The organism is uncultured Dietzia sp., assembly GCF_937873725.1.
Taxonomy (GTDB): domain Bacteria; phylum Actinomycetota; class Actinomycetes; order Mycobacteriales; family Mycobacteriaceae; genus Dietzia.
On sequence record NZ_CALMYY010000018.1, the window covers coordinates 1 to 23,287 of the forward strand.

Sequence of the window (23,287 nt, forward strand, 5' to 3'; positions counted from 1 at the left end):
CCGAGCGCGCGAGCGACCGGGCGGTCGACCAGGCGCAGGCCAGGCCGATCACCGAGCCTCCGACCACGGCCACGCGGCGGGCGGAGTCGGACGCGGTGCCGGTGGCGGTGGCGGACGCGGTGCCGGGCGCGGTCATGGCGGCCAGCCTAGTGGGGTCGTCGCCTAGGGTTGGTCGGCATGACCGCCCGCGCCGCCCGACTCCGTGCCCGCCTCGCCGACGCCCACCTCTACCTCTGTCTGGACGCGCGTCGACACCTCGACGCGCAGGCCCGCGACCAGGGCTGGACCGGCGACTTCCCGGCGCTGCGCCGGGACGTCACGGCGGCGCTGGCGGGCGGGGTGGACATCGTGCAGCTGCGGGACAAGAACTCGCCCGGCGAGCGCGAGCACGGCCCGCTCGAGGCCCTGCACGAGCTGCGGGCGCTGGCGGTGATGCGCGGGGTGTGCGACTCCCGCGGCGCGCTGCTGGCGGTGAACGACCGGGCGGACGTGGCCGCGGCGTCGGGGGCCGACGTGCTCCACCTGGGGCAGGACGACCTGCCGCCGGAGTGGGCGCGGCGGATCGTGGGCGGCGACGTGGTGATCGGCCGCTCGTGCCACGCCGCGGCCGAGGTCGACGCCGCGGCAGCGGACCCCCTGGTGGACTACTTCTGCACGGGGCCGGTGTGGCCGACCCCGACCAAGCCCGGTCGGCACGCCCCGGGCCTGGAGCTGGTGCGACACGCGGCGGGTCCGGCGGGCGCGGCGGGCGCGGCGAAGCCGTGGTTCGCGATCGGAGGGATCGACCGCGACACCGTCGCCGAGGTCCTGGCAGCGGGCGCCCAGCGGGTGGTGGTGGTGCGCGCGATCACCGATGCCGACGACCCCACCGCCGCGGCCCGCCGGCTGCGGGGCGCCCTGACCGGGTGACGGCCGCGGGCCGGGGCGGTCGGCGGGGCGGTCGGCGGGCCGGGGCGGACGGCGGGCCGGGGCGGACGGCGGCAGCTCAGCCGCTGAGCTCCCTGGTCACCGTCGTGCGCAGCACCTGTCGGGGCTTTCGGTCCGGCGCATCGCCGCCTCGTCGTCGTCGTCCCCAGGAGTCCGGCACCACCCCCGGCACCAGGGTGAGGAACTTTCCCAGGCCGCCCCCGGGCCACTCGACCGTGGCGTGCTCGACCCTCACCGCCGCGCGGCGGCCGCGGAGCACCAGGGTCATCACGCCGTTGTGGAACCAGACGCCGTCAGTGACCCGCCACCGCACCTCGGGCTCGCGCACGCCCACGGCCCGGGCCAGCCGGCGGGTCAGGGCGGGGACCGGCTCGCGCACCGAGAGCCTGTTCACCGCGCGGATCGACTTCTGTAAAGGATTGCGGAACGGCGACATGACCAGCTGGTGCACGCGGGTGTCCGACCCGGCGACCCGCGGCGAGGTGAGGTCCACCTCCTCCAGGTACGAGCAGTGGACGTCCCCGCCCAGCAGGAGGATCGACGCGGGCGCGGCGTGGCGGTCGCCCGCGGCCACCTCGGTGAGCAGCCCCACCAGGTCGTCGAAGCTCGAGCGGAACGCCGCCCAGTGCTCCAGGTCCACGGCCAGCCGGATCCGCTCGCCCGCCCGCGAGCTGAGCCGGGTGGGCCGCCCGCTGCTCGCCACGGCCTCGTTCCACCCCTCGAGGTTGTGCAGCGCGGGCAGCATGAACGCCGGCAGCGACGAGCCGATCACCAGGTGGTCCACCTCCTCGCCCAGGCACGCGTCGCGCGTCCACTCCCACTCCCGTGAGTCCATGACCCGCCGGTCGTCGGGGTCCAGGTGCCGCGAGGCCCTCACGTCGAGCATCACCACCCGCACCCGGCCGAAGTCCCGCTTGTAGCTCCACTGCACGGCGCCCCGCTCGGCGTCGGCGGACACGGCGAAGTCGGACAGGATCCGCTCCCGCTCGGCGTCGGAGCCGGCGTCGCGCAGCGCGCGGTACACCTCGTGGCCCTCCAGCTCGTCGGGCGCGAGGTTGCCCAGGTGCTGGTAGACGAAGTAGCTGCCGAACGCGCCGATCACCCGGTCGCGCCACCAGGGCTGGGCGGTCATCTCGCGGCGCCACGAGTGGGAGGAGTTCCAGTCGTCGCGCAGGTCGTGGTCGTCGAGGATCATGCAGCTCGGGACGGTCGAGAGCAGCCACCGCACGTCCGGGTCGCGCCACGACTCGTGGTAGAGCCAGGAGTACTCCTCGAAGTCGCAGATCTCGCCCGAGACGTCGCGGTCTCCCCCCGCCCCGGCCGAGTCGCGCACCGACTGCGGGCCGCCGCCGGCCGCGCGGCGCCCGGCCAGGCGGTCCGCGATCTCCTCGCTCGGGATGTCCGCGTACACCTGGTCGCCGAGCAGCAGCATCGCGTCGGGCCAGTCCTCGTGCGGCGTGTGCGCCATCTGGTGCGCCAGGGCGACCAGCGCGTCGGCGCCGATCTTGCGCAGCGCCCGCGGGTTCTGGCTCTCGCCGCGCCGGCAGGAGCCGAACGCCAGCCGCACGGTGTCGTCGGGGCGCGGGGTGCGGATCACGCTGGGTCGGTCCGCGTCGGGCGGCCAGGCGTGCGCGCCGTCGAGCGTCACCGTGTACGGCGTCTCCACGCCCGGCTCGAGGTCACGCAGGCGCAGCACGGCGAAGTGGTGACCGTGCACCCCCCACGACCGCTCGGACTCCTCGCCGCCGCTACCGTCCTCCCCCAGCCGGATCGTCACCCGGCACGGCGCCGACACCTCGAGCCACACCGTGGCGCCGCGGCTGTCGACGTACCGCAGCATCGGCCCGACCAGGATCTCGGCGGACGGGGGGGTCTGGCGCATGGGGACCAGTGTGCACCCGCGCGGAGGGTGGCCGGGGGATCTACCCGAGAAGCGCCCGGGGCCCGACGACGAGGACGTTCTCCGGCAGCCTGGCCCGCAGTCCCCGGTCGGCCGTGACCACCACCACCCGGCGGGGCCCGCCCTCTGGCCCGGTGGAGGCCCCGCCCGCGAGCTCGGCCGCGAGGGCGGCGATCGCGTCGTCGCCCGAGCCCGGCGCCCGGTGCACGACGAGCGGCCCGGAGTGCTCGGCGTCGCGGGCGGCTCCCTCGAGCACGGCGTGCGCCCGCGCGACCCAGCCGAAGCCCTCCGGCAGCTCGAGCGTGCGGGGGATCTCGGCCCCCAGCTCCGCGAGCAGCCGCGTGGTGGCGCCGGCCCGGTCCCTCCACCAGCCGTCGGGCCGCGACCCGAGCACGTTGGCCACGTCCACCACCAGCTCCACCGGCCGGGTGCGCAGCCCGTCCGCCCACGCCCGGGCGAACGCCGGCATCAACCGCAGGTCGGCGACCCGGGACTCGGGCACCCAGCGCAGCTCCAGGCTCTCGTTGTTGGGCACGGTGTCCAGCGCGTGGGGGGCGTCCGCCACGACGGTGGTGTACGTCCACTCCACCGCGTCGGCCGACTCCTGCACCAGCGGCGGAATGGTCCGCGGGCGACCGTCCGGCCCCGTGCCGGCGGCGGAGTCGGCGGGCTTCTGATCCGGCCGCAGCCGGCGCATCATCTCCGCCACGTGCCGCATGTCCAGGCCGGGGCGGTGCCACACCGTCCCGGGCATCCGCGAGGTCACGCGTTCCGCCCGCACCGCCACGTCCGCGGGCCGGATCTCGGCCTCCTCCTGCGTCTCGCGGAGGGCGGCCTGCGGGGCGTTCTCGTGGGAGTCGCGCGCGCCGCCGGGCAGCGCCCACGTGTCGCCGGAGGCCGTCCACACCGCGCGGTGCTGCAGCAGGACCAGCGGGGTGTCGGGGTCGGCCGGGTCGGCGGCGCGCAGGAGCAGTCCCGCGGCGCCGAAGCGGCCCCACCGCCGGTCCCCGCCGGCGGACACCACCCAGCCGTTGCCGTCACCCTCGCTCGCGGCCACCGGACCTCCCCTCCTCGTGCACCGGACCCGCCCGGGATCCGCCCCGGATTCACCCTGAATCCGCCCGGGATGGGACGGAACCGGCGTGCTCCTCGACCAGTCTGCCCGACGCCGCCCCGCCACTTCACTAACCTGGGACACACGCCCGCCGGATCTCCACCTCCGGCGGCCGAGGACCGGGGAGGTGAGCGACGCGATGGGCCTGCCCACTCTCACCCGACCCGGCCGGTCCGGCACCGGAACCGGCAGCGCCAGGACGACCGACAGGACGACCGACAAGGCGGACCGGGCCCCCGGCCCCCGCCGCCCCGTCCGCCGCCGCGCCTCCCGCCTCTGGAACGACGTGCTCACCACCCCCGGACGGATGACGCTGTTCGCGGTGGTGGCGATCATCACGGTGCTGGTCGGCGGGATCGTCGCGTCCAACACCATCACCCAGCGCCAGAGCCACCACGAGACGCTGCTGGCCGAGGTCGAGCCCGTCGCCAACGCCTCGCAGACGCTGTACTCCTCCCTGACGATCGCGGACTCCGCGGCGAACACCGCCTTCATCACCGGCGGCATCGAGCCCGCGGAACTGAGGGACCGCTACCTCCAGGCCATCGCCACGTCGTCGTCGTCGATCATCGCCGCCTCCCAGGGCCTCGACCGCAACGACACCGAGTCCATCGACCAGTTGGCCCACATCAACGCGCAGCTGACCACCTACACCGGCCTCGTGGAGACCGCGCGGACCAACAACCGCGTGGCCAACCCGGTCGGCTCGGCGTACCTGGCGTCCGCGTCGGCTCTGATGCAGGACACGATCCTGCCCGCGGCCGCCGACCTGTACGACCGGCAGTCCACGTCGGTGGGCCAGTCGGACCGCGAGTGGTCCTCGCCGCCGTGGGGGTCGTTCTTCCTGCTGGGACTGGCGATCGCGGTGCTGGTCCTCATGCAGCAGTGGCTGTGGAAGCTCACCGCCCGGCGGGTCAACCCCGCGTTGGCGCTGGCCGGGCTGCTCGTCGTGGCCACCTTCCTGCTCACGATGATCGCCGGGTTCCTGGCCGCCAACGACAACGCCAAGGGGCTGTCCGAGGGCGCGGCGCCGATGAACGAGCTCACGCGGCAGCGGATCAACGCCCAGAAGGTGCGCGCGCAGGAGACGCTCAACCTGGTGCGGCGGACCGATCCCGAGGGCTCCGCGGCCGAGCGCGCGGCCATCCTCAGCGGGGTGCGGGACACCCTGACCGTCTACCTGGAGCCGGACGAGCCGACCGCCGGGGGCATCAGCCTCGATTCCAACGGCGCGGTCACCAGCGCGATCGAGTCGCTGGACCAGTGGATGGCCGCCCAGAACCGGGCCGACTCGCTGTACCAGCAGGGCGACTACGTGGGGGCCATCACCATCTCCTCCGGGCAGGGCGAGGGCGCGTCGGGCGCGGCGTTCGACCGGTTCGACGAGTCCATGCAGGACGCCATCGAGGAGGCCCGCGACACCCTCCGCACGCGGATCGACAAGGCGCGGCGCACCTCCTCCAACGGGCCGGACCTCATCATGGCGCTGTCCACGCTGGCCGCGTTCGCCGTGGTGGTGGGCGTGGCGCCCCGGATCAGGGAGTACCTGTGAGCGCGGGGTGGCGGGGCCGGGCCCGGCGGGTGGCGACCGCGGGCGTCGTGGTGGCGGCCCTGGCGGTCGGCGCCGCGTGTGGGGCCGACGACGACGAGGCCGGCGGCGGCCCGGGCGGGCCGGCGCAGGACCCCGCCTCCGCCGTGGCCTCGGCCGAATCGGCGGCGGCGGGGATCCCGGAGGTGGAGGCGGTGATGCCGCTGCCCGCCGGCGCGGTGATCAGCACGGAGATCCCGTCGGGTCTGCCTTCCGAGGCCGACGACCAGTCCTGCAACCCGCTGGCCAGCCTGCGCCCGGACGACGTGCCGCCGGAGGCCCGGGTGCCCCGGATCAAGCAGCGGGGTCGGCTGATCGTGGGCCTGGACCAGGGCTCCAACCTGTTCTCCTTCCGCGACCCCGCCACCGGGCAGCTGACGGGCTTCGACGTGGACCTGGCCCGCGAGATCGCCGCGGACATCTTCGGCGACCCCCGGCAGGTGGAGTTCCGGTCGCTCACCTCGGCCAACCGGATCGAGGCGCTGGAGAACGACCAGGTGGACCTGGTGATCCGGTCGATGTCCATCACGTGCGCGCGGCGCGAGAGGGTCACCTTCTCCGCGCCGTACTACCGGGCCTACCAGCGGGTCCTGGCGGTGCGCGGGTCGGGGATCACCGAGATCGAGCACCTCGAGGGCAAGCGGGTGTGCGTGGCCGCCGGGACCACCTCGGCCTCGCGGTTGTGGGCGGACCTGGACCGGGTGACGGTGCTGTCGGTCAACACGTGGGCGGACTGCCTGGTGGCCATCCAGCAGAACCAGGTCGACGCCATCACCACAGACGACGCCATCCTCGTGGGCATCACCGCCCAGGACCCCTACCTGGAGATCGTCGGTCCCCAGCTGGACGCCGAGCCGTACGGGGTGGGGATCGCCAAGTCGACGCCGGGGAACAACACCGACGGGCTGGTGCGGCAGGTCAACTCGACGCTCGAGCGGATCCGGCGCGACGGCACCTGGAACCGCATGTACTCGCGGTGGCTGTCCGGGCTCGGGCCGAGCCCCGGGATGCCCGCCCCGGTCTACCTGCCGGAGGAACCGCGATGAGCTACCGGAAGTGGGACGACGGGCCCCGCGACGACGAGCCGACCGTGGGGACGCAGGCCACCCTGCGCACTGGCGCGATCGCGGTGACGGGACCCGTGGAGGTGACGGGACCCGTCGCGGTGACCGGTCCGATCGGGGCGACGGGTGCGCTGGAGGCCACCGGGGCCGTCGGGATGACGGGCGCGCTGGAGGGCACGGGTGCGCTGGAGAGCACCGGGGCCGCCGGGATGACGGGCGCGCTGGAGAACACCGGGGCAGCCGGGATGACGGGCGCGGTCGAGGCCACCGGCCCGGGCGCGGGGGACGACGACCCACGGTCGCGGACCGAATCCGTTCCCGGCTCACGGCGGGCCGGTGGCTCCGTCGAGGCTGGCGGCGTCGGTGGCGCGGGTTCCGGGAGGTCCGCCTCCGGCGATCGGCCGACGGGCGAGCGCGCCACCGGCGACCGCTCCACCACCGCGCCCTTCCGCCTGCGGCACCCGACCAAGCCGGAGGATCGGCCGAGCCCGGCGTCCGAGGGGCTGGTGGACCTGCCGTACATCATCCCGGTGGACCCCAACTCGGCCATGCTCTCGCCCGAGGAGATCGAGGCCGAGTGCGCGGCCTCCGACGGGCGCCTGCCCCGCCCCGAGCTCCAGCCCGGCGACGTGGTGGCCGACCAGTACGAGGTCCGCGGCGCGCTCGCCCACGGCGGGATGGGCTGGATCTACCTCGCGGTGGACCACAACGTCTCCGACCGCTGGGTGGTCCTCAAGGGCCTGCTGCACTCCGACCAGGCGGCGGCGCAGGAGGTGGCGTTGGCGGAGCGGGAGATCCTCGCCGAGCTGTCGCATCCGTCGATCGTGCGGATCTACAACTTCATCCACGACGACTGGGCCACCTCGCCCACCCACGGCGGCTACATCGTCATGGAATACGTCGGCGGCCCCAGCCTGCGGGACGTCCGCCGGGCCGCGCCGGGCCGGGTCCTGCCCGTGGAGAAGGCGATCGCCTACGTCCTCGAGGCGCTCACCGCCCTCTCCTACCTCCACTCGGTGAGCCTGGTCTACAACGACCTCAAGCCCGAGAACATCATGCTCACCGAGGACCACGTCAAGCTGATCGACATGGGCGCCGTCTCGGGCATCGGCGACTACGGGCACATCTACGGCACGCCCGGATTCCAGGCGCCGGAGATCCCGGAGACCGGACCGACCATCGCCTCGGACCTCTACACCGTCGGGCGCACGCTGGCCTCGCTCATCGTGCGGCTGCCGGTGGTCGACGGCCGCTACGCCGACGGCATCCCCTCCCCCGTCGAGGAGCCGGTGTTCAGCCGGTACGACTCGCTGTACCGGTTCCTGCTGCGGTCCACCCACGAGGACCCGGACATGCGTTTCCGCAGCGCCAACGGCATGTCCGGGCAGCTCATGGGCGTGCTGCGGGAGGTCCTGGCGCTGCGGACCGGGGTGCCGCACCCGGCGTTCTCCTCGGTGTTCTCCCCGCAGCGGTCGACCTTCGGCACGCTGTTCACGGTGGAGCCGACCGATTTCCTGGTCGACGGCCAGGCCCGGGACACCACCCTCACCGGCTCGGAGCTGGTGGACGCCCTCCCCGTGCCGCTGATGGAGCCGTCCGACCCCGCGGGCCGCATCCTCGCCGCCACCTCCTACACCTCCGTCGAGCAGCGGATCGACACCCTGCTCGAGCTGTACTCCGACGCCGACTCCGAGGCCCACGAGAGCGTCGGGGTGATCATGTCGCTGGCCCGCGCCTACCTGGAGGTCGGGGACCTCGCGGCGGCCGAGGCGCTGCTCGAGGAGAACTCCCACCGGCGCCGCGCGGAATGGCGCCTGGTCTGGTACGACGGGGTGATCGCGCTCCTCAAGGGGGACCCGGTGGGCGCGTACCCCAAGTTCCAGCAGGTGCTGTCCGCCATGCCGGGCGAGAACGGGCCCAAGCTGGCGCTGGCCGCGACCGCCGAGCTGATCCTCGACGTGTGCCCGGAGGGCGACCGGACCCGCTGGGCGCGCTCGAGCGAGCACTTCTACCGCACGGTGTGGTCGGTGGACAGGTCGGTGATCAGCTCGGCGTTCGGGCTGGCGCGTCAGCTGCAGCGGCGGGGTGAGGTAGCGGCCGCCATCGAGGAACTGGACCGGGTGCCGCCGAACTCCCGCTACTCGGCCCTGGCCAACCTCACCGCCATCCTCCTGCTGTGCCAGGGCCGGCCGCTGGCGGAGACCGAGGAGGCCCACCTGCGCGAGGCGGCGCGCCGGGTGAGCGCCCTGTCCGCCGGCGAACACCGGGCGTTCCAGATCCGGCTCACGCTGCTCACCACCGCGCTGGCGTGGATCCGGCTGCCGGGCAACGAACCGTCCCCCTCGCCGCTCATGCGCGGCGTGCCGTTCACCGAGTTCGGGCTGCGGTCGGGCGCCGAGACCGTCCTGCGGACGCTCGCGCGGTCCACCGAGACCCGTCAGCAGCGGTTCCGGCTGGTCGACCAGGCCAACAGGATCCGCCCGCGCACCCTGTTCTGAGCCCGCCCCCGGGTCAGCGGCGGGTCTCGCGGAAGGGGTTCTCCAGGTCTCCCGTCGACCCGACCGCGGTCGTCCCCGGCAACCGCAACTGGCGGCGATCGGCGATCCCGAGCTTGCCGAGCAGCCGGTACATGTGCGAGTCGATCGTCCGCGTGGACAGGACGAGGTGGGCGGCGATCGCCGCGTTGGACATCCCCTGCGCGGCCATGGTCGCGATCTCCCGCTCCCGCGCGGTGAGCCGGGGGTCGTCGGGGGCCCGCAGCCGGGTCCGCGGGAGGACCACCGGGCCGAGCCCGTCGAGGATCGCGCTCATCCGGGAGAGGGCGCGAGACGCCTCGACCCGGTCCCCCGACTCGAGGAGCAGGCCCGCCGCCACCGACGCCGCCTCCGCCGCCCCGGCGAGCTGACCGGCGGACTCGAACATCTCCACCGTCGCCGCCACCCCGGCGCCGTCGCGGGCCCGGATGGCCGCCAGGAGCGCGGACAGGGCCGCGGCCCGGTCGCCGTCGACGCGGGCCAACTGGTCGGCCCAGAGCTCGAGGTCGACCTCCCGCCCGCTGCGCCAGAGCTCCCACAGGAGGTTCACCGCGACCAGGTGGCGGCCCGCGGCGACCGCGGAGTCGACGGCCGCGCGGGCGGCCCCGACCGCCCGGTCCAGCACCTCGTCCGGGGCCGAGGCGGCGGCGGACAGCTCGAGTCGGGCCCGTTCCATCCCCAGCACCCCGTCCAGCGCGCGAGCGGCCTGCCCCGACCTCTCGGCCAGGTCCAGATGACGCGCGGCGTCCTCGTGCCGCCCGGCCCGCCCGGCGGCCGCGGCGGCCCACCGGTGCAGGTGGGGGCGGATCGCGGCGTCGGCCGAGGGGACCGTCGCGGCGAGCGCCTGCTCGAACGACGCCTGCGCCGGCCCCGCGACACCCCGGTCCAGCAGCAGCATCCCGGCCCCGGCGTGGGTGTTGGCCTCCTGGACCGGGAGCCACGACCACGAGGACTGCGCCCCGTCCTCGCCCCGGATCCCCCACGCCATGAGCGCGATCGCCATCGCCGGGAGCACCTCGCCCTGGATCGCGATGGCCTCACAGCCGCCGGGGGTCGCGTCGGAGAGCTCGCCGAGACGGCCCATGGCCTCGGTGAGCCGTCCCGCCCACACGGCCTCGACGGAGCGCATCACCGCGGACTCTGCCGCGAGGAACCGCGGGGTGGCGGGCGGGGCGGGCGGGGCGGGCGCAGTAGTCGGGGCCGTCGCGGGGAGCGCCTCGGCCCGGGCCTGCGCGGCGGGTCCGGCCCCCGACCGTCGGAGCAGCGCGATCCGGCCGGCGTCGAGCGCGGAGGCGTCCGCCGCGCGGCCCTGGGCGAGCGCGGCCGCGACGGCGTCGTCGAGGAGCTCCGTGGCGCCCGTGACGTCGCCCAACCCGTCCTGGAGGAGGAACGCGGTGGCGAAGGCCGCCGCGACGTGACCCGCGGCCGCGCCCGGGGCCAGCAGGTCCACCACGCTCCGGAGGTCGACGGACCGGTGGAGCGCGACGGCGACGTCGGACAGGACGGTCACCACGTCGCCGGTCGCCGTCGCGGCGAATCCCCGGGGCAGGGCGGAGACCAGGGCGGCGCCGACCTCGGACCACGCCGACTCGTCGACGGGGGTCGCGGCGGCGAACGTCCGGACCGCGTCGACGAGCTCGCCGCCCGGCACCTCCAGTCCGGACTGCACGGCCTCCGCGACCAGCGCGACCCACGCCAGGGCCGGCCACCGGGTCTGCGGTCCGGCGTTCTGGCGCAACGTCCGGAGCACCTGGAGCCGGCCGAGGCCATCGATGTCGTGCCTGACCGCCCACTCCGCGGCGGCATGGGCGAACCGGACTCCGCCGCCCGGGACGCCGTCGCGGACCTCGCGGATCACCCCGCGCTCGAGCAACGCCCGGACGGCGGCCCGCCACTCCGCGTCCTCAACCCGGAGCCACCCCGACGAGCCGACGTCGAGCAGGACCGAATACGGCAGGGTCCGGGCGACGGCGACCATCTCGAGAACCGCGACGACGGCCGGCCCGTCCGCGGGCAGCCGGTAGCGCTCCGAGGCCGCGGTGGCCACGTCGTGGATCGGGGCCTCGGGCGGGGCGCCGGGCGTGAACCGCCGATCCACCGCGACCAGCTGGCCCGTCGTCCGCGTGGCGCCCTGGGCGCGGGCCAGGAGCGCGTACCTGCTCACCCCCAGCGGCGTGCCCGATCCCCACTCGAGCGCCCGGGCCACCGTCCCGGACTCGACCTCGCCGCCCAGGAGGTCGGACATGAGCCGGCTGGCGGTGTCGAAGTCCAGCGGGGGCAGCCGGAGGACCACCGCGTCCCGGCCGTCGAGGAGGGCCGCCAACGGCTCCCGGAGCCGTCCCCGGGTGGTGAAGGCGAGCACCGCGGGGTCGGCGGCCCCCTCGACCGCGCGGCGGATCCGGACGGCGCTGAGGTCGTCGACCTCGTCCGCGTCGTCCACCAGGTTCACCGACCCCCGGGCGAGGTCCCGCGCGTCCGCCCACGGCGCCTCGCCCGGGACGTCCCCTGACGCCCCGCCCGGCATCTCGCGCAGCGCCGGGACACCGCGGATGATCCTGGTCGACCGGTGCCCGAGCCTGTCGGCCAGCTGCTGGAGCAGGATCGACTTGCCGCTGCCCATGGGGCCCCACACGCCCACCACACGCCCGTCGGCGATCGCGGTGAGGGCCCGGTCGACGACGTCGGGGAACAGCGGGGCCCAGCGGGACGCCGCCGTGGCGAGGTGGGCCTGGGGGTAGGGCTGGTCGGGGTTCACGTCGACGGAACGGGACCCGGGTCGCCTGGTCGGCGGGGTGCGGGGCCGGGGTCAGTCCTCGGCATGCTCGCGGCGCCGTCGGGCCAGCAGGATCAGCGTCACCCCGGCAGCCGCCGCGGTGAGGGCCCACAGGAGGAGGTCGACGACGCCCACGCCCGTCTCCGCGAGCGAGCCGCGGACCTGGGAGTTGGCGCGGGTCCAGTCCTCGGACGGTGCGCCCTCGCGGGGGGTCACGGAGTTCACCGCGACCTGACCGGTCCCGCCGGTGCCGCCGCCCTGGGTGGTTCCGCCGCCTGCGGTCCCGCCGGCCGGGTCCGAGGGACGCGGTGCCGGGGTGGTGGAGGTGGTGGTGGTCGCGCCCGGAAGCGAACCCGAGCCCGCCGAGCCGCCCGAACCCGGGCCGCCGAGGGAGCCGCCGAGTGACCCCGCGAGGGAGCCGAGATGCGGCGCGAGGATGCCGACGATCACTCCGATCCCCCCGATGATCACGATCGGCCAGATGAAGTCCGGAAGATCCGAGGAGCCCCCACCCGATCTGGGTTCGATCACCACGCGGCGGATGGAGGTGTACGAGGCGCCACCGGGCATGGTGACGGTGAACTCGATGTCAAAGGTCCCGGCCTCGGTGGGAGTGCCCTTGAGGACCCCGTTCTCCAGCCGCATGCCGGGCGGGAGGGTGTCGAGGTCGACGTCGAGCACCGTCCCCGGCGGGGTCGTCGGCAGGAATTGCTCGGGGCCGTACCCCTTCCCGACGGTGCCGCCCGGCAGGCGGTTGAACGGGTCCAGGGGGTCGGTGCCGAGTTGGTTCTCGTCCAGGTCGGGCAGGCCGTCACCGTCGGTGTCCACGACCCCGATATCGGAGAAGGTCACCCAGATCATGGGGCTGACGCTCTGGCGCTGGGCGTAGTTCTCCACATCCAGGGGCACCGAGACCTGGTCCACGACGATCGCGGACTGCCCCGGCCCCAGATCGAGCCCGGCGAGCGTGCTGCCGCGGGGCGGAGAGTCGGCGGCCTGCGGGGTGTCGGCTCCGTAGATCGTGACGGTCCCCGAGTCCGATGCGCCCGACCCGGTGATGTCGCTGCTCACGTCAAACTCAGCTTCTCCTGAGACCAGGAACTCGCCGATGCCGACCTCGTACCGACCGGTCCGGCCGGTGTTGGAGGAATTGCGGACGTGATAGGTCCTGTCGATGGACTCGCCGGGCGACATGCTGCACGGGTCGACCTCCGGCGTGCCGCCGATCGCGCCCCCGGGGGCGGAGGGGTCGGGCCCGTCGAGGACGTCGCAACCCCACGACCCCAGCACGAGATCCGGCGCATCGGTCCAGGTGGTGCCGTCCAGGGAGAATTCGAGGTCGGAGTGCGCGTCCAGGGGAGGGACCGTGACCGCCCGGGCCACGGACGCCCCACCCAGGACGAGGGTGACGGCTGTCGCGAGCGCGACCGGGACGAGCCCCCGCCTCCGACGACCACGCGACCGGCCCGGCCGCGTATCGCGGGCGGGCTCACTGACGCGAGAAGAAGAGGGGTCCGGCATAGTCCAGCTTCGTTTGGCCCGGGCGGAACCCGGGGTGCCTCTCACACTCTACGTCTAAGACCCTTCTTAATAAAAGGCACAGCGGTCATTCCCCCAGTCCCAGAACGGCGTCACACGCGCGAGCGATGGCCAACTCCTCGTCGGTGGGCACCACGAGGACCGTCACCCGGCTGCCCGGGGTGGAGATGATCCGCTCGCCGGAACCGGTCTCGTTGGCCGCCCGGTCGATCTCCACTCCCCAGGTCCCGAGGGTGGACAGCGCGTCGGCCCGCAGGCGGGCGACGTTCTCCCCGACCCCGGCGGTGAACGTGATGGCGTCGACCTCGCCGAGGACCGCCCAGTAGCCGCCGATGTAGCGGCGCAGGCGGTGGATCACCACGTCGTAGGCGAGCACGGCGTCCGCGTCGCCGTCGTCGACCCTCGAGAGCAGTTCCCGGAAGTCCCGGGCGCCCGAGAGCCCCTCGAGCCCCGACCTACGGTTGAGCAGGGTGGAGACGTCCTCCGGGCTCATCCCGCGGTCGCGGATGAGGTGGATGACCAGACCGGGGTCGAGGTCCCCGGGCCTGGTGCCCATGACCAGGCCCTCGAGGGGGGTCAGGCCCATGGAGGTGTCGACGGCGCGGCCGCCGGTGATCGCCGACGCCGAGGCGCCGTTGCCCAGGTGCAGCACGATCTGGTTGAGCTCGCCGTAGGGCCTGCCCAGGAGGTCGGCGGTGCGGCGGGAGACGAACTCATGGCTGGTGCCGTGGAACCCGTACCGGCGCAGGTCCCACTTGCGGGCCACCTCGCGGTCGATCGCGTAGGTGTGCGCGGCGGCGGGCAGCGTGTGGAAGAAGCCCGTGTCGAACACCGCGACGTGGGGCAGGCCGGGCAGCAACTCGCGGGCCACGCGGATCCCGCGCAGGTTGGCGGGGTTGTGGAGGGGGGCCAGCAGTTCGAGCTTCTCGATGTCCGCCTCCACCGCGGGGGTGACCTCGACCGGCGAGTGGAAGGCCGGCCCGCCGTGGACGACCCGGTGGCCGATCGCCTCGACACCCAGGTCGGTGGGGTGCACCCGGAGCTCGCCCGCCAGCTCGAGGACGCGGGCGAGAGCGGCCGAGTGGTCCGCGAACCCGGCCTGGACGGTGCGCTCCTCTGCCGGGGACCCGGTCAGGGCGCTGCGGCGCACGGTGAGCGTGCCGACGGGCTCCCCGATTCGCTCGACCAGCGCCCACGCCAGCTCGGCCCCGGCGGCGGCCCCGGTGTCGATGATCTGCAGCTTGAGCGAGGAGGACCCGGAGTTGATGACGAGCACGCGGGTCATGACCGGCCCTCCCCGGCGGCGGCTGCGACACCCTGCGCCTGGACGGCCGTGATGGCGACGGTGTTGACGATGTCCTCCACCAGCGCACCGCGCGAGAGGTCGTTGATGGGCTTGCGCAGTCCCTGCAGAACCGGGCCGATCGCCACGGCCCCGGCGGTGCGTTGCACGGCCTTGTAGGTGTTGTTGCCGGTGTTGAGGTCGGGGAACACCAGCACGGTGGCGCGCCCCGCGACGGGCGAGTCGGGCATCTTCTGGCGTGCCACGGTGGGGTCGACGGCCGCGTCGAACTGCAGGGGCCCGTCCACCACCAGGTCCGCCACCGGATCACCCGGGGCGGCCTCCGCGATCCGCGACCGCACGATCGCGGTGGCCTCCCGCACCTTGTCCACGTCCGCCCCGGTGCCCGAGTCGCCGGTGGAGTACGACAGCAGGGCCACCCGCGGCTCCACCCCGAACCGGGAGGCCGTCTCCGCCGAGGAGAGGGCGATGTCGGCGAGCTGCTCGGCGGTGGGGTCGGGCACGACCGCGCAGTCGCCGAACGCCAGGACGTGGTCCGACAGGCACATGAGGAACACGCTGGAGACGGTCTCCACGTCGGGCCGGGTCCGGATGATCTCCAGCGCCGGCCGGACGGTGTGCGCGGTGGTGTGCGCGGCGCCCGAGACCATGCCGTCCGCGAGGCCGGTGTACACCATCATCGTGGCGAAGTAGGAGATGTCGAGGATGCGGTCACGCGCCACGTCCAGGGTCATGCCCTTGTGCTTGCGCAGCTCGGCGTACTCCACGGCGAACCGCTCGGCGTGCTCGCTGGTCCGCGGGTCGAGGATCTCCGCGCCGGACAGGTCGATCCCCAGCTCGTCGGCGCGGCGGCGCACCGCGTCGGGATCGCCGAGGATCGTCAGGTCGGCCACGTCCCGGCGCAGCAGCCGGCCGGCGGCGTGGAGGATGCGGTCGTCGTCGCCCTCGGGGAGGACGATGTGCCGCTTGTCCGCGCGGGCGCGCTCGAGGAGTTGGTGCTCGAACATCTGCGGCGTCATGACGTCGGGGGTGTCCACCCGCAGCCGGGCGAGGAGCTCCTCGGTGTCGACGTGCTTCTCCATGAGGCTGAGCGCGGTCTCGACCTTGCGCCCGGAGCCGGAGTAGACGCGGCCGCGGGTGTCGGCGGCCACGCGTGCGGTGTCGTAGGTGCCGTGGTCGGTGCAGATGATGGGCAGCGTGGAGCGCATCCCGTGGACCAGCCGGTCCATCGCCGGGTTCGGCATGAGGCCGCCGTTCCAGATCATCCCGGCCAGCGAGGGGAAGCCCTCCGCGGCGTGCGCGGTGAGGATCGCGAGCACGGCGTCGGTGCGGTCGGCGGGGACGATCACCACCATCCCGTCGACCAGCCGCTCCAGGATCCTGTCGCCGGTCATCCCGCCGACCATCACGGCCATGACCTCGCGGTCCAGCAGGGCGGGGTCGCCGGAGTACAGGGTGCCGTCGACCGCGTCCTTGAGCTCACCCATGGTGGGCGCGGTGAGCAGGGCCTGGCTGGGCAGGGTCCACACCGGGAGGTCGAGGTGGGCGAGCTCGCCCTGGATCGCCTCCAGCGCGTCGGGCTGGCACCGGTTGACCACGATCCCCACCGGGTGGGCGTGCTCGAGGTACAGCTCCTCCAGCGTGAGCCGGGCGTTGGTGCCGATCTCCTCGGGTGTGCGGTCGGCGCCGCGGATCACCAGGAGGACGGGGGCGCCGAGGTTGACGGCGACGGTCGCGTTGAAGTCGAACTCGGTGGGGCTGGGCACCCCCGTGTAGTCGGTCCCGAGGATCACCACCACGTCGCACTGCCGGGCCACGGCGTGATACCTGTCCACGATCTCCGTCAGCGCCGCGTCCCTGTCCTCGTGGACGCGCACGTTGGTCACGCCGATGCAGTCCTCGTACGCCAGGTCGACGGTCGTGTGCTGCAGCAGCATCTCCACGATGCGGTCGCGCCCGGGCCCCGGGTCCGTGGCCCGCGGCACCACGGTGACCGGGCGGAACAGCCCCACCCGCTGCACGGTCCCGGCGAGGATGCGCAGCAGCCCCAGGGCGACGGTCGACTTCCCGGTGTCGCCCTCCGGCGCCGCGACGTAGACGGCGGAGGAAGAGAGCGGGTCGCCGGTCACCGGGGACGGGATGGTGGGTCCGGCGGTGTCGGACCCGGGGGACCCACCCTCCGACGACTCGGACGTGAGCGGGTCTGGCAGGCGAGAATCGGGCACCTGGGCATTGTGACAGCGCCGACCGCCCGGCACACCCCGTACACCCCATGTGGGCACGCCGGTCGCCGCGGAGGCGCGCGCGTCGCACGCGCGGCCGTCACCCGCGCGGCCGTCAGCCGCGCGCGCATCACACATCTGTGAGCCTGTCGACCCCGGGCGGAAGCCAGGTGCAGCGGCCGGGCGAGCCCGGATCGACGACGGTCCTCCACGACGACGGCCCCTCGCCGACGAAGCCGTGGTGCACCGGACACCCCAGCGCACCGTTGCCGACGGTGGTGGGTCCGCCTCGCGACCATTCCCTGACGTGGTGGAACTGACTCCGCCTGGCCGGCGCGCTGCATCCCGGGAAGGTGCACCCTCCGTGCGCGGCGTAGAGGACCAGGCGTTGGAGGGCGGAGGCCAGGCGCCGTTCGGGGTGGGCGTCGACGTCGATCCGGTGCAGTTCCTCGCGGCCGTCGCGCAACAGCGAGACGAACCACGGCATGGACCCGGCCATGGAGACGGCCTGGCGGACGCTGAGCTGGGTGCCGGAGTCGGTCTCCACGAGCGCGGTGGGGTCCTCGAGCTGCTCGGGCGTCACGCGGACCACGATGGTGGCGACGCCCGCGGGCCGGGCGGGGTCGACGGTCGAGCCGAGCGCCCACTGGTGCACCAGCGCGTCGTGCGCCCGCTGCTCCGGTGTGCGCTCGTCGGAGCCCGGCTCGCACGCCACCGCCCCGCCGGGACCGCCGAAATCGCACAGCGCCCGCTCGACCAGCGCGCGGGCGCGGGGCGTGAGCGTCATGGTGAGGCTGCTGGTGCCGTCGGGCCGGACCGCGCCGAGCCTGGCCGAGCGCTGCCGTTCCTGGTGCTCCTCGCGGTCCTTCCCGCGTTCGGGGCACAGGGCGGCGACCCGCCGGGCGGCCTCCGCCCGCAGCTGCGCCGGCGCGGCGGTGCGCGCGAACTCCGTGAGCTCCTCGGCGAATCGTGTGGTGGCCGCCCCGCCGAGCGTCCCGGGCAGCCCGGAGACCGCCCTGGCGATGATCCGCTCGTGCTCGGCGCTGATCGTCCCGTCCGCCGCCGCCCGCCCGGCCGGGGTGGCCTGCCTCCCGCCCGCCTCGATCCGCCCGTGGATCACCCCGCGGGCCAGGCCCAGCTTCTCCGCCAGCATCGCGGCCACCCCACCGGCGCTCCGACCCCGTTGCCGGTGCAGGGCCGCCAGCTCCGCCGTGGCCCGCGATCCGGCGGACTCCAGCCGGCGGGCGGCGGTCTCGGCGCGGCCCACGGCGGCGACCAGCGCCTCCGGGTCATGCCCCGCCCAGTCCACCCGGCACAGGGTCTCCACGGAGGCCTCGAGGAAGGCGAGCACGAGCTCGAGCGGAGCGGCCACCGGGCCCTGCCCCACCGTCTCCCGCGCGTCGCGCTCTCCCCGTTCCATGCCCCAGATCATAGAACACACGTACGACACCGACCGGGGACGGCGACCGGGAAGACGCTAGTCGACGACGACGAGCGCGAGCCCGAAGTCGCCCGCCCCGTCCGTCCACACCGCCCTGCCGAGGAACCCGTGACCCGCGAGCTCGTCGACCAGGGCGCCGGGCTCGAACTTCCGCGCGATCTCGGTGCGGATCCCCTCGCCGGCGGCCAGGGTCCGCCCGCGCCCGAGCGTGGGGAAGTCGATCCGCACGTCCCGCACCGCGCGCAACCACATCTCGATCCGACTCTCCCCGGCGTTCCACACCGCCTCGTGCCGGAAGTCGCGGCGGTCCAGGCCCGTGCTCGGGACGGTCCGGGCGATCACGTCGAGCATGTTGAGGTTGAACTCGGCGGTGACGCCGGCGGCGTCGTCGTAGGCCGCCACCAGCCGCCCGGGGTCCTTGACCAGGTCGAAGCCCAGGGCGAGCCGGTCGCCCGGGTCCATGACGCCGCGGAGCATCGTCAGGAACCCCGCCCGCTGGGCCTCGTCGAAGTTCCCGACGGTCCCACCGAGGAACAGCACCAGCCGGCCGCCCGGCTCGCCCGGCAGGGGCCCGTCGAGGGCGGTGAGGTCGCCGACCACCGGCTCGACGCGCAGGCCCGGGTACTCGGCGGCCAGCGCGCGGGCGGTGTCGAGGAGCATCTCGGTGCTGATGTCGACGGGCACGAACCGCGGCGCGCCCGCGCGCGCGGCGAGCACGTCCAGCAGCACCCGCGTCTTCTCGCAGGTCCCGGCCCCGAGCTCCACCACGGTCCCCGCCGCGCCCACGATGTCCGCGGCCCGCGCCCGCAGGATCTCGGCCTCCGCCCGGGTGGGGTAGTACTCGGCCAGCCGGGTGATCCGGTCGAACAGCAGGCTGCCCTTCTCGTCATAGAACCACCGCGGCGGCACGGTCGGCGGGTCGCGGAAGAACCCCTCGCGCAGGTCCGATTCCAGCGCGGCGGTGTGGGGGTCGGCGGCCCTCGTCGTCATCGCGCGAGCCGCAGTCCCGTGGCCGCCCAGCGCGAGGCGGCGGGGAAGAAGTTCCGGTACGTCGGCCGGGTGTGGCCGGCGGGCGTGAGGGCGCTGCCGCCGCGCAGGACGTGCTGGTCGGACATGAACTTGCCGTTGTACTCGCCGGCCGCGCCCTCCTCGGCGACGAACCCGGGATAGGGCAGGTAGGCGCTGGCGGTCCACTCCCACACGCCGCCGGTCGCGCGCTCGCCCGCGGGCAGCGGATGGCAGCGCGCGGGGTCGAGCTCGTCGCGAACGGGCCACCCGCCGGCGGCGACCTCCCACTCGAACTCGGTGGGCAGCCGCGCGCCGGCCCAGCGGGCGTAGGCGTCGGCCTCGTAGAAGGAGACGTGGAGGACGGGCTCGGCGCCGACCACCGGGCGCCGGCCCGAGAGGGTGAAGGTGGTCCACCCGCCGTCGGCCTCGCGCCGCCAGTAGCCGGGCGCGTCCCAGCCCTCGGCCTGCACGGTGGCCCAGCCGTCGGAGAGCCACAGCTCGGGGCGGGAGTACCCGCCGTCGGCCATGAACCGCGTCCAGTCGGCCACCGTCACCTGCCGGGTGGCCACGTGGCCGCCGGGGAGCCACACGCGGTGGCGGGGGCGCTCGTTGTCGTAGGAGAACCCGCCGTGGGCGCCCCCGTCGGCGGAGCCGCCGGCGCCCGGCTCCGCGGCGCCGACCCACGCGAGCCCCTCGGCCTGCTCGACCCACCCCGGCTCCCCCGGCGCCGCCACCGCCGGGTCGGCCGGCCTGTCCACGTAGACCGGATCGGTGGGGTTGTGGGAGAAGAGGTGCTTGAGGTCCATGAGCAGGAGCTCCTGGTGCTGCTGCTCGTGGTGGCAGCCCAGTTCGAGCAGCTCCAGCCCCCGCTCGTCGACCCGGCCCGCCTCGAGGGCCGCCACCACCTCGCTGTCGACCCGCGCGCGGAAGTCCCCGATCTCCGCCACGCCCGGTCGGGTGATGAGGCCCCGCTCGGGCCGGGGTTGCCGCGGGCCCACGGCCTCGTAGTAGGAGTTGAACAGGAACCGGAAGATCGGCTCGGGCGGGGCGTACCCGGGCAGCCCGCCCAGGACGAACTCCTCGAAGAACCAGGTGGTGTGCGCGCGGTGCCAGGCGGCGGGGCTGGCCGCGGTCATGGACTGCGGGACCTGGTCCTCGGGGCTGAGCCGGGAGGCCAGCCGGTCGGTGAGGCCGCGGACCCGGAGGAACCTCCCGATCGCGGTCTCGGCGGTCGGTGCGGCGGTGACGTCTCCGACGGTCATGGGTTCCCCCGTGGGTCGTGGTCGGCGGTGGGTCGTGGTCGGCGGTCGGGTTGCCGCCAGAGTAACCACGCCGGGCGCTACGTCACACCGCTGGCAGTCCCACCGGCGCGGCCGCGGCGAGGTTGCGGCGCTCGTGCTCCAGCAGCCGGAGCCGGTGGCCGGGGCAGCGGCCCATCCCGCCGTCGGCGCGGATCACGCGGTGCACGGGGATGACCAACGGCACGGGGACGAGGCTGCACAGCCGCCCGACCCTGCGGGCGGTGCGGGGCCGCCCGGCGTCCACGGCGATCTGCCCGTAGGTCGCGGTCTGGCCGTAGGGGATGTGCTGGATCTCGCGGTAGACCTCGCGAGAGAAGCCGTCGTGCACGCCCGCGGCCGCCCAGTCCACCGGGACGTCGAACCCGCGCAGCTCACCGGCGCAGTACGCCCGGAGCTGGTCCGCCAGGCGGGCCAGGTGGCCGGCCGCCGCGCCGGGGTCGGGGTCGCGCGCCTCGTCGCGCTCGCGGGCGTCCGGCACCGCCGCGTCCACCAGCACCGCGCCCGGCCCCACTAAGCCCGGCCCCACCCACTCCACCCGCGCGATCCCGAGCGCCGTGGCCTCGGCGACCATCCGCCCGGCGGCCGTGTCGAGCACCCGCACGAGCGCCGCGCTCACACCACGCTCGGCCGGTCCGGGTCGGTGACGTCGGCGTTGGCGGCGTCGAGCAGCCCGAACAGCGCGTCGGCGCCGTCGCGGCCGATCGCGGACATCTCCGCGGTGGTGATGGGCACGGCCTGCAGTCGCGTGAGCAGCGGCCCGGTGCCGTCGGGGCCGCCGGTCTCGTCCACCACCTGCAGCTCGGGCCACAGGAACGGCGGGGTGAGGACCAGGTGCTCGCAGCGCCGACCCGTGTCGACCAGGCCCACCGCGCCCGGGATCACCGCGCCGGGCGCCACGTGGATGGAGCCGGTGGCCACGGCCAGGGCGCACGCGTCCAGGACGTCGGCCATGGCGCGGTGCCCGGTGCGGCCGACGGTGACGAACTCGCTGCGGATCTGTCGCCCCTCGGGCGTGGTGACGTTGGTGGGGAGCTCGCGCGCGCCGATGGTGGCATAGGTGGAGAACCCCGGCGCGGGCATGTCGTCGACGACGACGATGTCGCAATGCCACTCGGTGGTGTTTCCCTCCTCATCCGGCTCGGTCTCGTGCGGATACCGCAGGACGCGGACGGAGGACTGCCCGCCGAGGATGCCTTCCAGACCTCCGAGGTCCGCCGTGTCCGGGCCGGCGAGATGGTGTTCTTCGGTCATTTCAGAGCCCTCAGTCGCGGTTCGAGATCGGTGGAGAACAGGTCGAGGAAGCGCTTCTGGTCGTGGCCGGGCGCGTGGAAGACCAGGTGGTTCAGTCCCGCGTCGACGTACTGCTTGACCTGCTCCACGGCGTCGTCGGGGTCGGAGGTGACGATCCAGCGCTTGGCGACCTGCTCGATGGGCAGTTCGTCGGCCAGTCGTTCCATCTCGCGCGGCGAGTCCACGGAGTGCTTCTGCTCGGGGGTGAGTGAGAGTGGCGCCCAGAAGCGGCAGTTCTCCAGGGCTGCGGCCGGGTCCGGGTCGTAGCTGATCTTGATCTCGATCATCCGGTCGATGGCCGAGGAGTCGCGCTCGTTGATCCCCGCGCCCTCGTCGACGGCCGGCAGCAGCTTGTCGGTGTAGAGGCCCATGCCCTTGCCGGAGGTGCAGATGAAGCCGTCGCCCACCCGGCCCGCGTACTTGGCCACGACCGGGCCGCCGGCGGCGATGTACACCGGGACGCCGTCGGCGGGCACGTCGTAGAGGAAGGCGTCCTTGGTGGTGTAGTAGTCACCCTCGAAGGTGGTGGTCTCTCCGGTCCACAGCTCGCGCATGAGGCGGACGGATTCGCGGAGGCGGGCGAAGCGCTCCTTGAACTCCGGCCACTCACCCTGGTGGCCGGTGGCGATCTCGTTGAGCGCCTCGCCGGTGCCGACGCCCAGGAAGATGCGGTTCGGGTACAGGCACGCCATGGTGGCGAAGGCCTGGGCGAGCACGGCGGGGTTGTAGCGGAAGGTCGGCGTGAGCACCGAGGTCCCGAGCTGCAGTCGCTCGGTGCGCTCCCCCACCGCGGTCATCCACGACAGGGAGAACGGCGCATGCCCGCCATCGTGACGCCACGGCTGGAAATGATCGGAGACCGTGGCCGAGTCCATGCCCGCCTGCTCGGCCAGGACCGCGTATTCCACGAGGTCTCGGGGGCCGAACTGCTCGGCTGACGCCTTGTAGCCGAGCTTCAGGGGCGGGGTGTCGGGCATCGGCTTCTCCTCGGGTCGGTTCGGGAAACGGTACTGCGCGGCAAATACGGACTGCGATCCAGCCTACGGCGCACGCGCGCTGCGGTTCTGACATCCGAACGCCACTACCCACGCCGTCACACCAGGCAGGGCGAGCGTCCACCGCGCTCACACTGCGTCCATGCCAGCCGATTGCGCGCGCATTAAGCGGGACTTTACTTTTTCTCTTGGGCGTCTTGGAGTCTTCTCGGATTCAGGACACATATCACGCAGGGGCGTATCGCTCGGCGGGCCCGGATCCCCGACGCTTCTGCCCCGGGCAGGTCT

The 23,287-nt window shown here is 74.2% G+C and carries 16 protein-coding genes; 4 read left to right on the top strand and 12 right to left on the bottom strand.

All coding sequences use genetic code 11. The features are described 5' to 3' along the window. The first annotated feature begins 177 nt into the window (after positions 1 to 177). Positions 178 to 909: a thiamine phosphate synthase gene (gene thiE, locus Q0444_RS01235; protein WP_299020771.1), complete on the top strand. Its 732-nt coding sequence runs from the start codon at positions 178 to 180 to the stop codon at positions 907 to 909. A gap of 76 nt (positions 910 to 985) precedes the next feature. Here thiE and Q0444_RS01240 read toward each other — a convergent pair whose 3' ends face one another. Together Q0444_RS01240 and Q0444_RS01245 are read right to left on the bottom strand one after the other, a co-directional pair. After that, positions 986 to 2,809 (bottom strand): alkaline phosphatase D family protein, encoded by a 1,824-nt coding sequence (locus Q0444_RS01240; RefSeq protein ID WP_299020774.1) that lies wholly within the window; start codon positions 2,807 to 2,809, stop codon positions 986 to 988. Between the two features lie 40 nt (positions 2,810 to 2,849). Further along, positions 2,850 to 3,884, bottom strand: coding sequence for an NUDIX domain-containing protein (locus Q0444_RS01245; protein WP_299020775.1), 1,035 nt, complete (start codon positions 3,882 to 3,884; stop codon positions 2,850 to 2,852). A 184-nt stretch (positions 3,885 to 4,068) separates the two neighbouring features. On the opposite strand from Q0444_RS01245, the gene Q0444_RS01250 reads away from it, so the two are divergent. Genes Q0444_RS01250 through Q0444_RS01260 form a run of 3 tightly spaced genes read left to right on the top strand, consistent with a single transcriptional unit; the run spans position 4,069 to position 9,091 of the window. Next, positions 4,069 to 5,493: a hypothetical protein gene (locus Q0444_RS01250; RefSeq protein ID WP_291079414.1), complete on the top strand. Its 1,425-nt coding sequence runs from the start codon at positions 4,069 to 4,071 to the stop codon at positions 5,491 to 5,493. Then, positions 5,490 to 6,575 (top strand): glutamate ABC transporter substrate-binding protein, encoded by a 1,086-nt coding sequence (locus Q0444_RS01255; protein WP_291079413.1) that lies wholly within the window; start codon positions 5,490 to 5,492, stop codon positions 6,573 to 6,575. Before Q0444_RS01250 ends, Q0444_RS01255 begins: the two co-directional genes overlap by 4 nt. Then, a complete protein-coding gene (locus Q0444_RS01260) occupies positions 6,572 to 9,091 on the top strand; it encodes a serine/threonine protein kinase (protein ID WP_291079412.1) in 2,520 nt (839 codons plus the stop codon). Before Q0444_RS01255 ends, Q0444_RS01260 begins: the two co-directional genes overlap by 4 nt. A 13-nt stretch (positions 9,092 to 9,104) precedes the next feature. On the opposite strand, the gene Q0444_RS01265 is transcribed toward Q0444_RS01260, so the two are convergent. The 10 genes from Q0444_RS01265 to fgd all read right to left on the bottom strand — a co-directional run bounded on the left by Q0444_RS01265 (position 9,105) and on the right by fgd (position 22,981). Then, positions 9,105 to 11,882 (bottom strand): helix-turn-helix transcriptional regulator, encoded by a 2,778-nt coding sequence (locus Q0444_RS01265; RefSeq protein ID WP_299020778.1) that lies wholly within the window; start codon positions 11,880 to 11,882, stop codon positions 9,105 to 9,107. 51 nt (positions 11,883 to 11,933) lie between these two features. After that, positions 11,934 to 13,283, bottom strand: coding sequence for a thrombospondin type 3 repeat-containing protein (locus Q0444_RS01270; protein ID WP_299020780.1), 1,350 nt, complete (start codon positions 13,281 to 13,283; stop codon positions 11,934 to 11,936). 223 nt (positions 13,284 to 13,506) lie between these two features. Next, positions 13,507 to 14,724 (bottom strand): acetate/propionate family kinase, encoded by a 1,218-nt coding sequence (locus tag Q0444_RS01275; protein WP_299020783.1) that lies wholly within the window; start codon positions 14,722 to 14,724, stop codon positions 13,507 to 13,509. Beyond that, positions 14,721 to 16,871, bottom strand: coding sequence for a phosphate acetyltransferase (gene pta / locus Q0444_RS01280; protein WP_291079493.1), 2,151 nt, complete (start codon positions 16,869 to 16,871; stop codon positions 14,721 to 14,723). Before pta ends, Q0444_RS01275 begins: the two co-directional genes overlap by 4 nt. A gap of 223 nt (positions 16,872 to 17,094) precedes the next feature. Beyond that, positions 17,095 to 18,384 (bottom strand): HNH endonuclease signature motif containing protein, encoded by a 1,290-nt coding sequence (locus Q0444_RS01285; protein WP_299020785.1) that lies wholly within the window; start codon positions 18,382 to 18,384, stop codon positions 17,095 to 17,097. Between the two features lie 57 nt (positions 18,385 to 18,441). Continuing rightward, positions 18,442 to 19,395 (bottom strand): L-histidine N(alpha)-methyltransferase, encoded by a 954-nt coding sequence (gene egtD, locus Q0444_RS01290; protein WP_299020787.1) that lies wholly within the window; start codon positions 19,393 to 19,395, stop codon positions 18,442 to 18,444. Further along, positions 19,392 to 20,675 (bottom strand): ergothioneine biosynthesis protein EgtB, encoded by a 1,284-nt coding sequence (gene egtB / locus Q0444_RS01295; protein WP_299020789.1) that lies wholly within the window; start codon positions 20,673 to 20,675, stop codon positions 19,392 to 19,394. Before egtB ends, egtD begins: the two co-directional genes overlap by 4 nt. An 82-nt stretch (positions 20,676 to 20,757) precedes the next feature. After that, positions 20,758 to 21,330: a methylated-DNA--[protein]-cysteine S-methyltransferase gene (locus Q0444_RS01300; RefSeq protein ID WP_291079480.1), complete on the bottom strand. Its 573-nt coding sequence runs from the start codon at positions 21,328 to 21,330 to the stop codon at positions 20,758 to 20,760. Next, entirely contained in the window at positions 21,327 to 21,965 is a 639-nt protein-coding gene (locus Q0444_RS01305) for a suppressor of fused domain protein (RefSeq protein ID WP_291079481.1), read from the bottom strand. Before Q0444_RS01305 ends, Q0444_RS01300 begins: the two co-directional genes overlap by 4 nt. Continuing rightward, the gene (gene fgd, locus Q0444_RS01310; protein WP_291079482.1) at positions 21,962 to 22,981 is read right to left on the bottom strand and encodes a glucose-6-phosphate dehydrogenase (coenzyme-F420); all 1,020 of its coding nucleotides are present in this window, start codon (positions 22,979 to 22,981) and stop codon (positions 21,962 to 21,964) included. The genes Q0444_RS01305 and fgd overlap by 4 nt, the downstream gene beginning before the upstream one ends. Positions 22,982 to 23,287 lie beyond the last annotated feature (306 nt).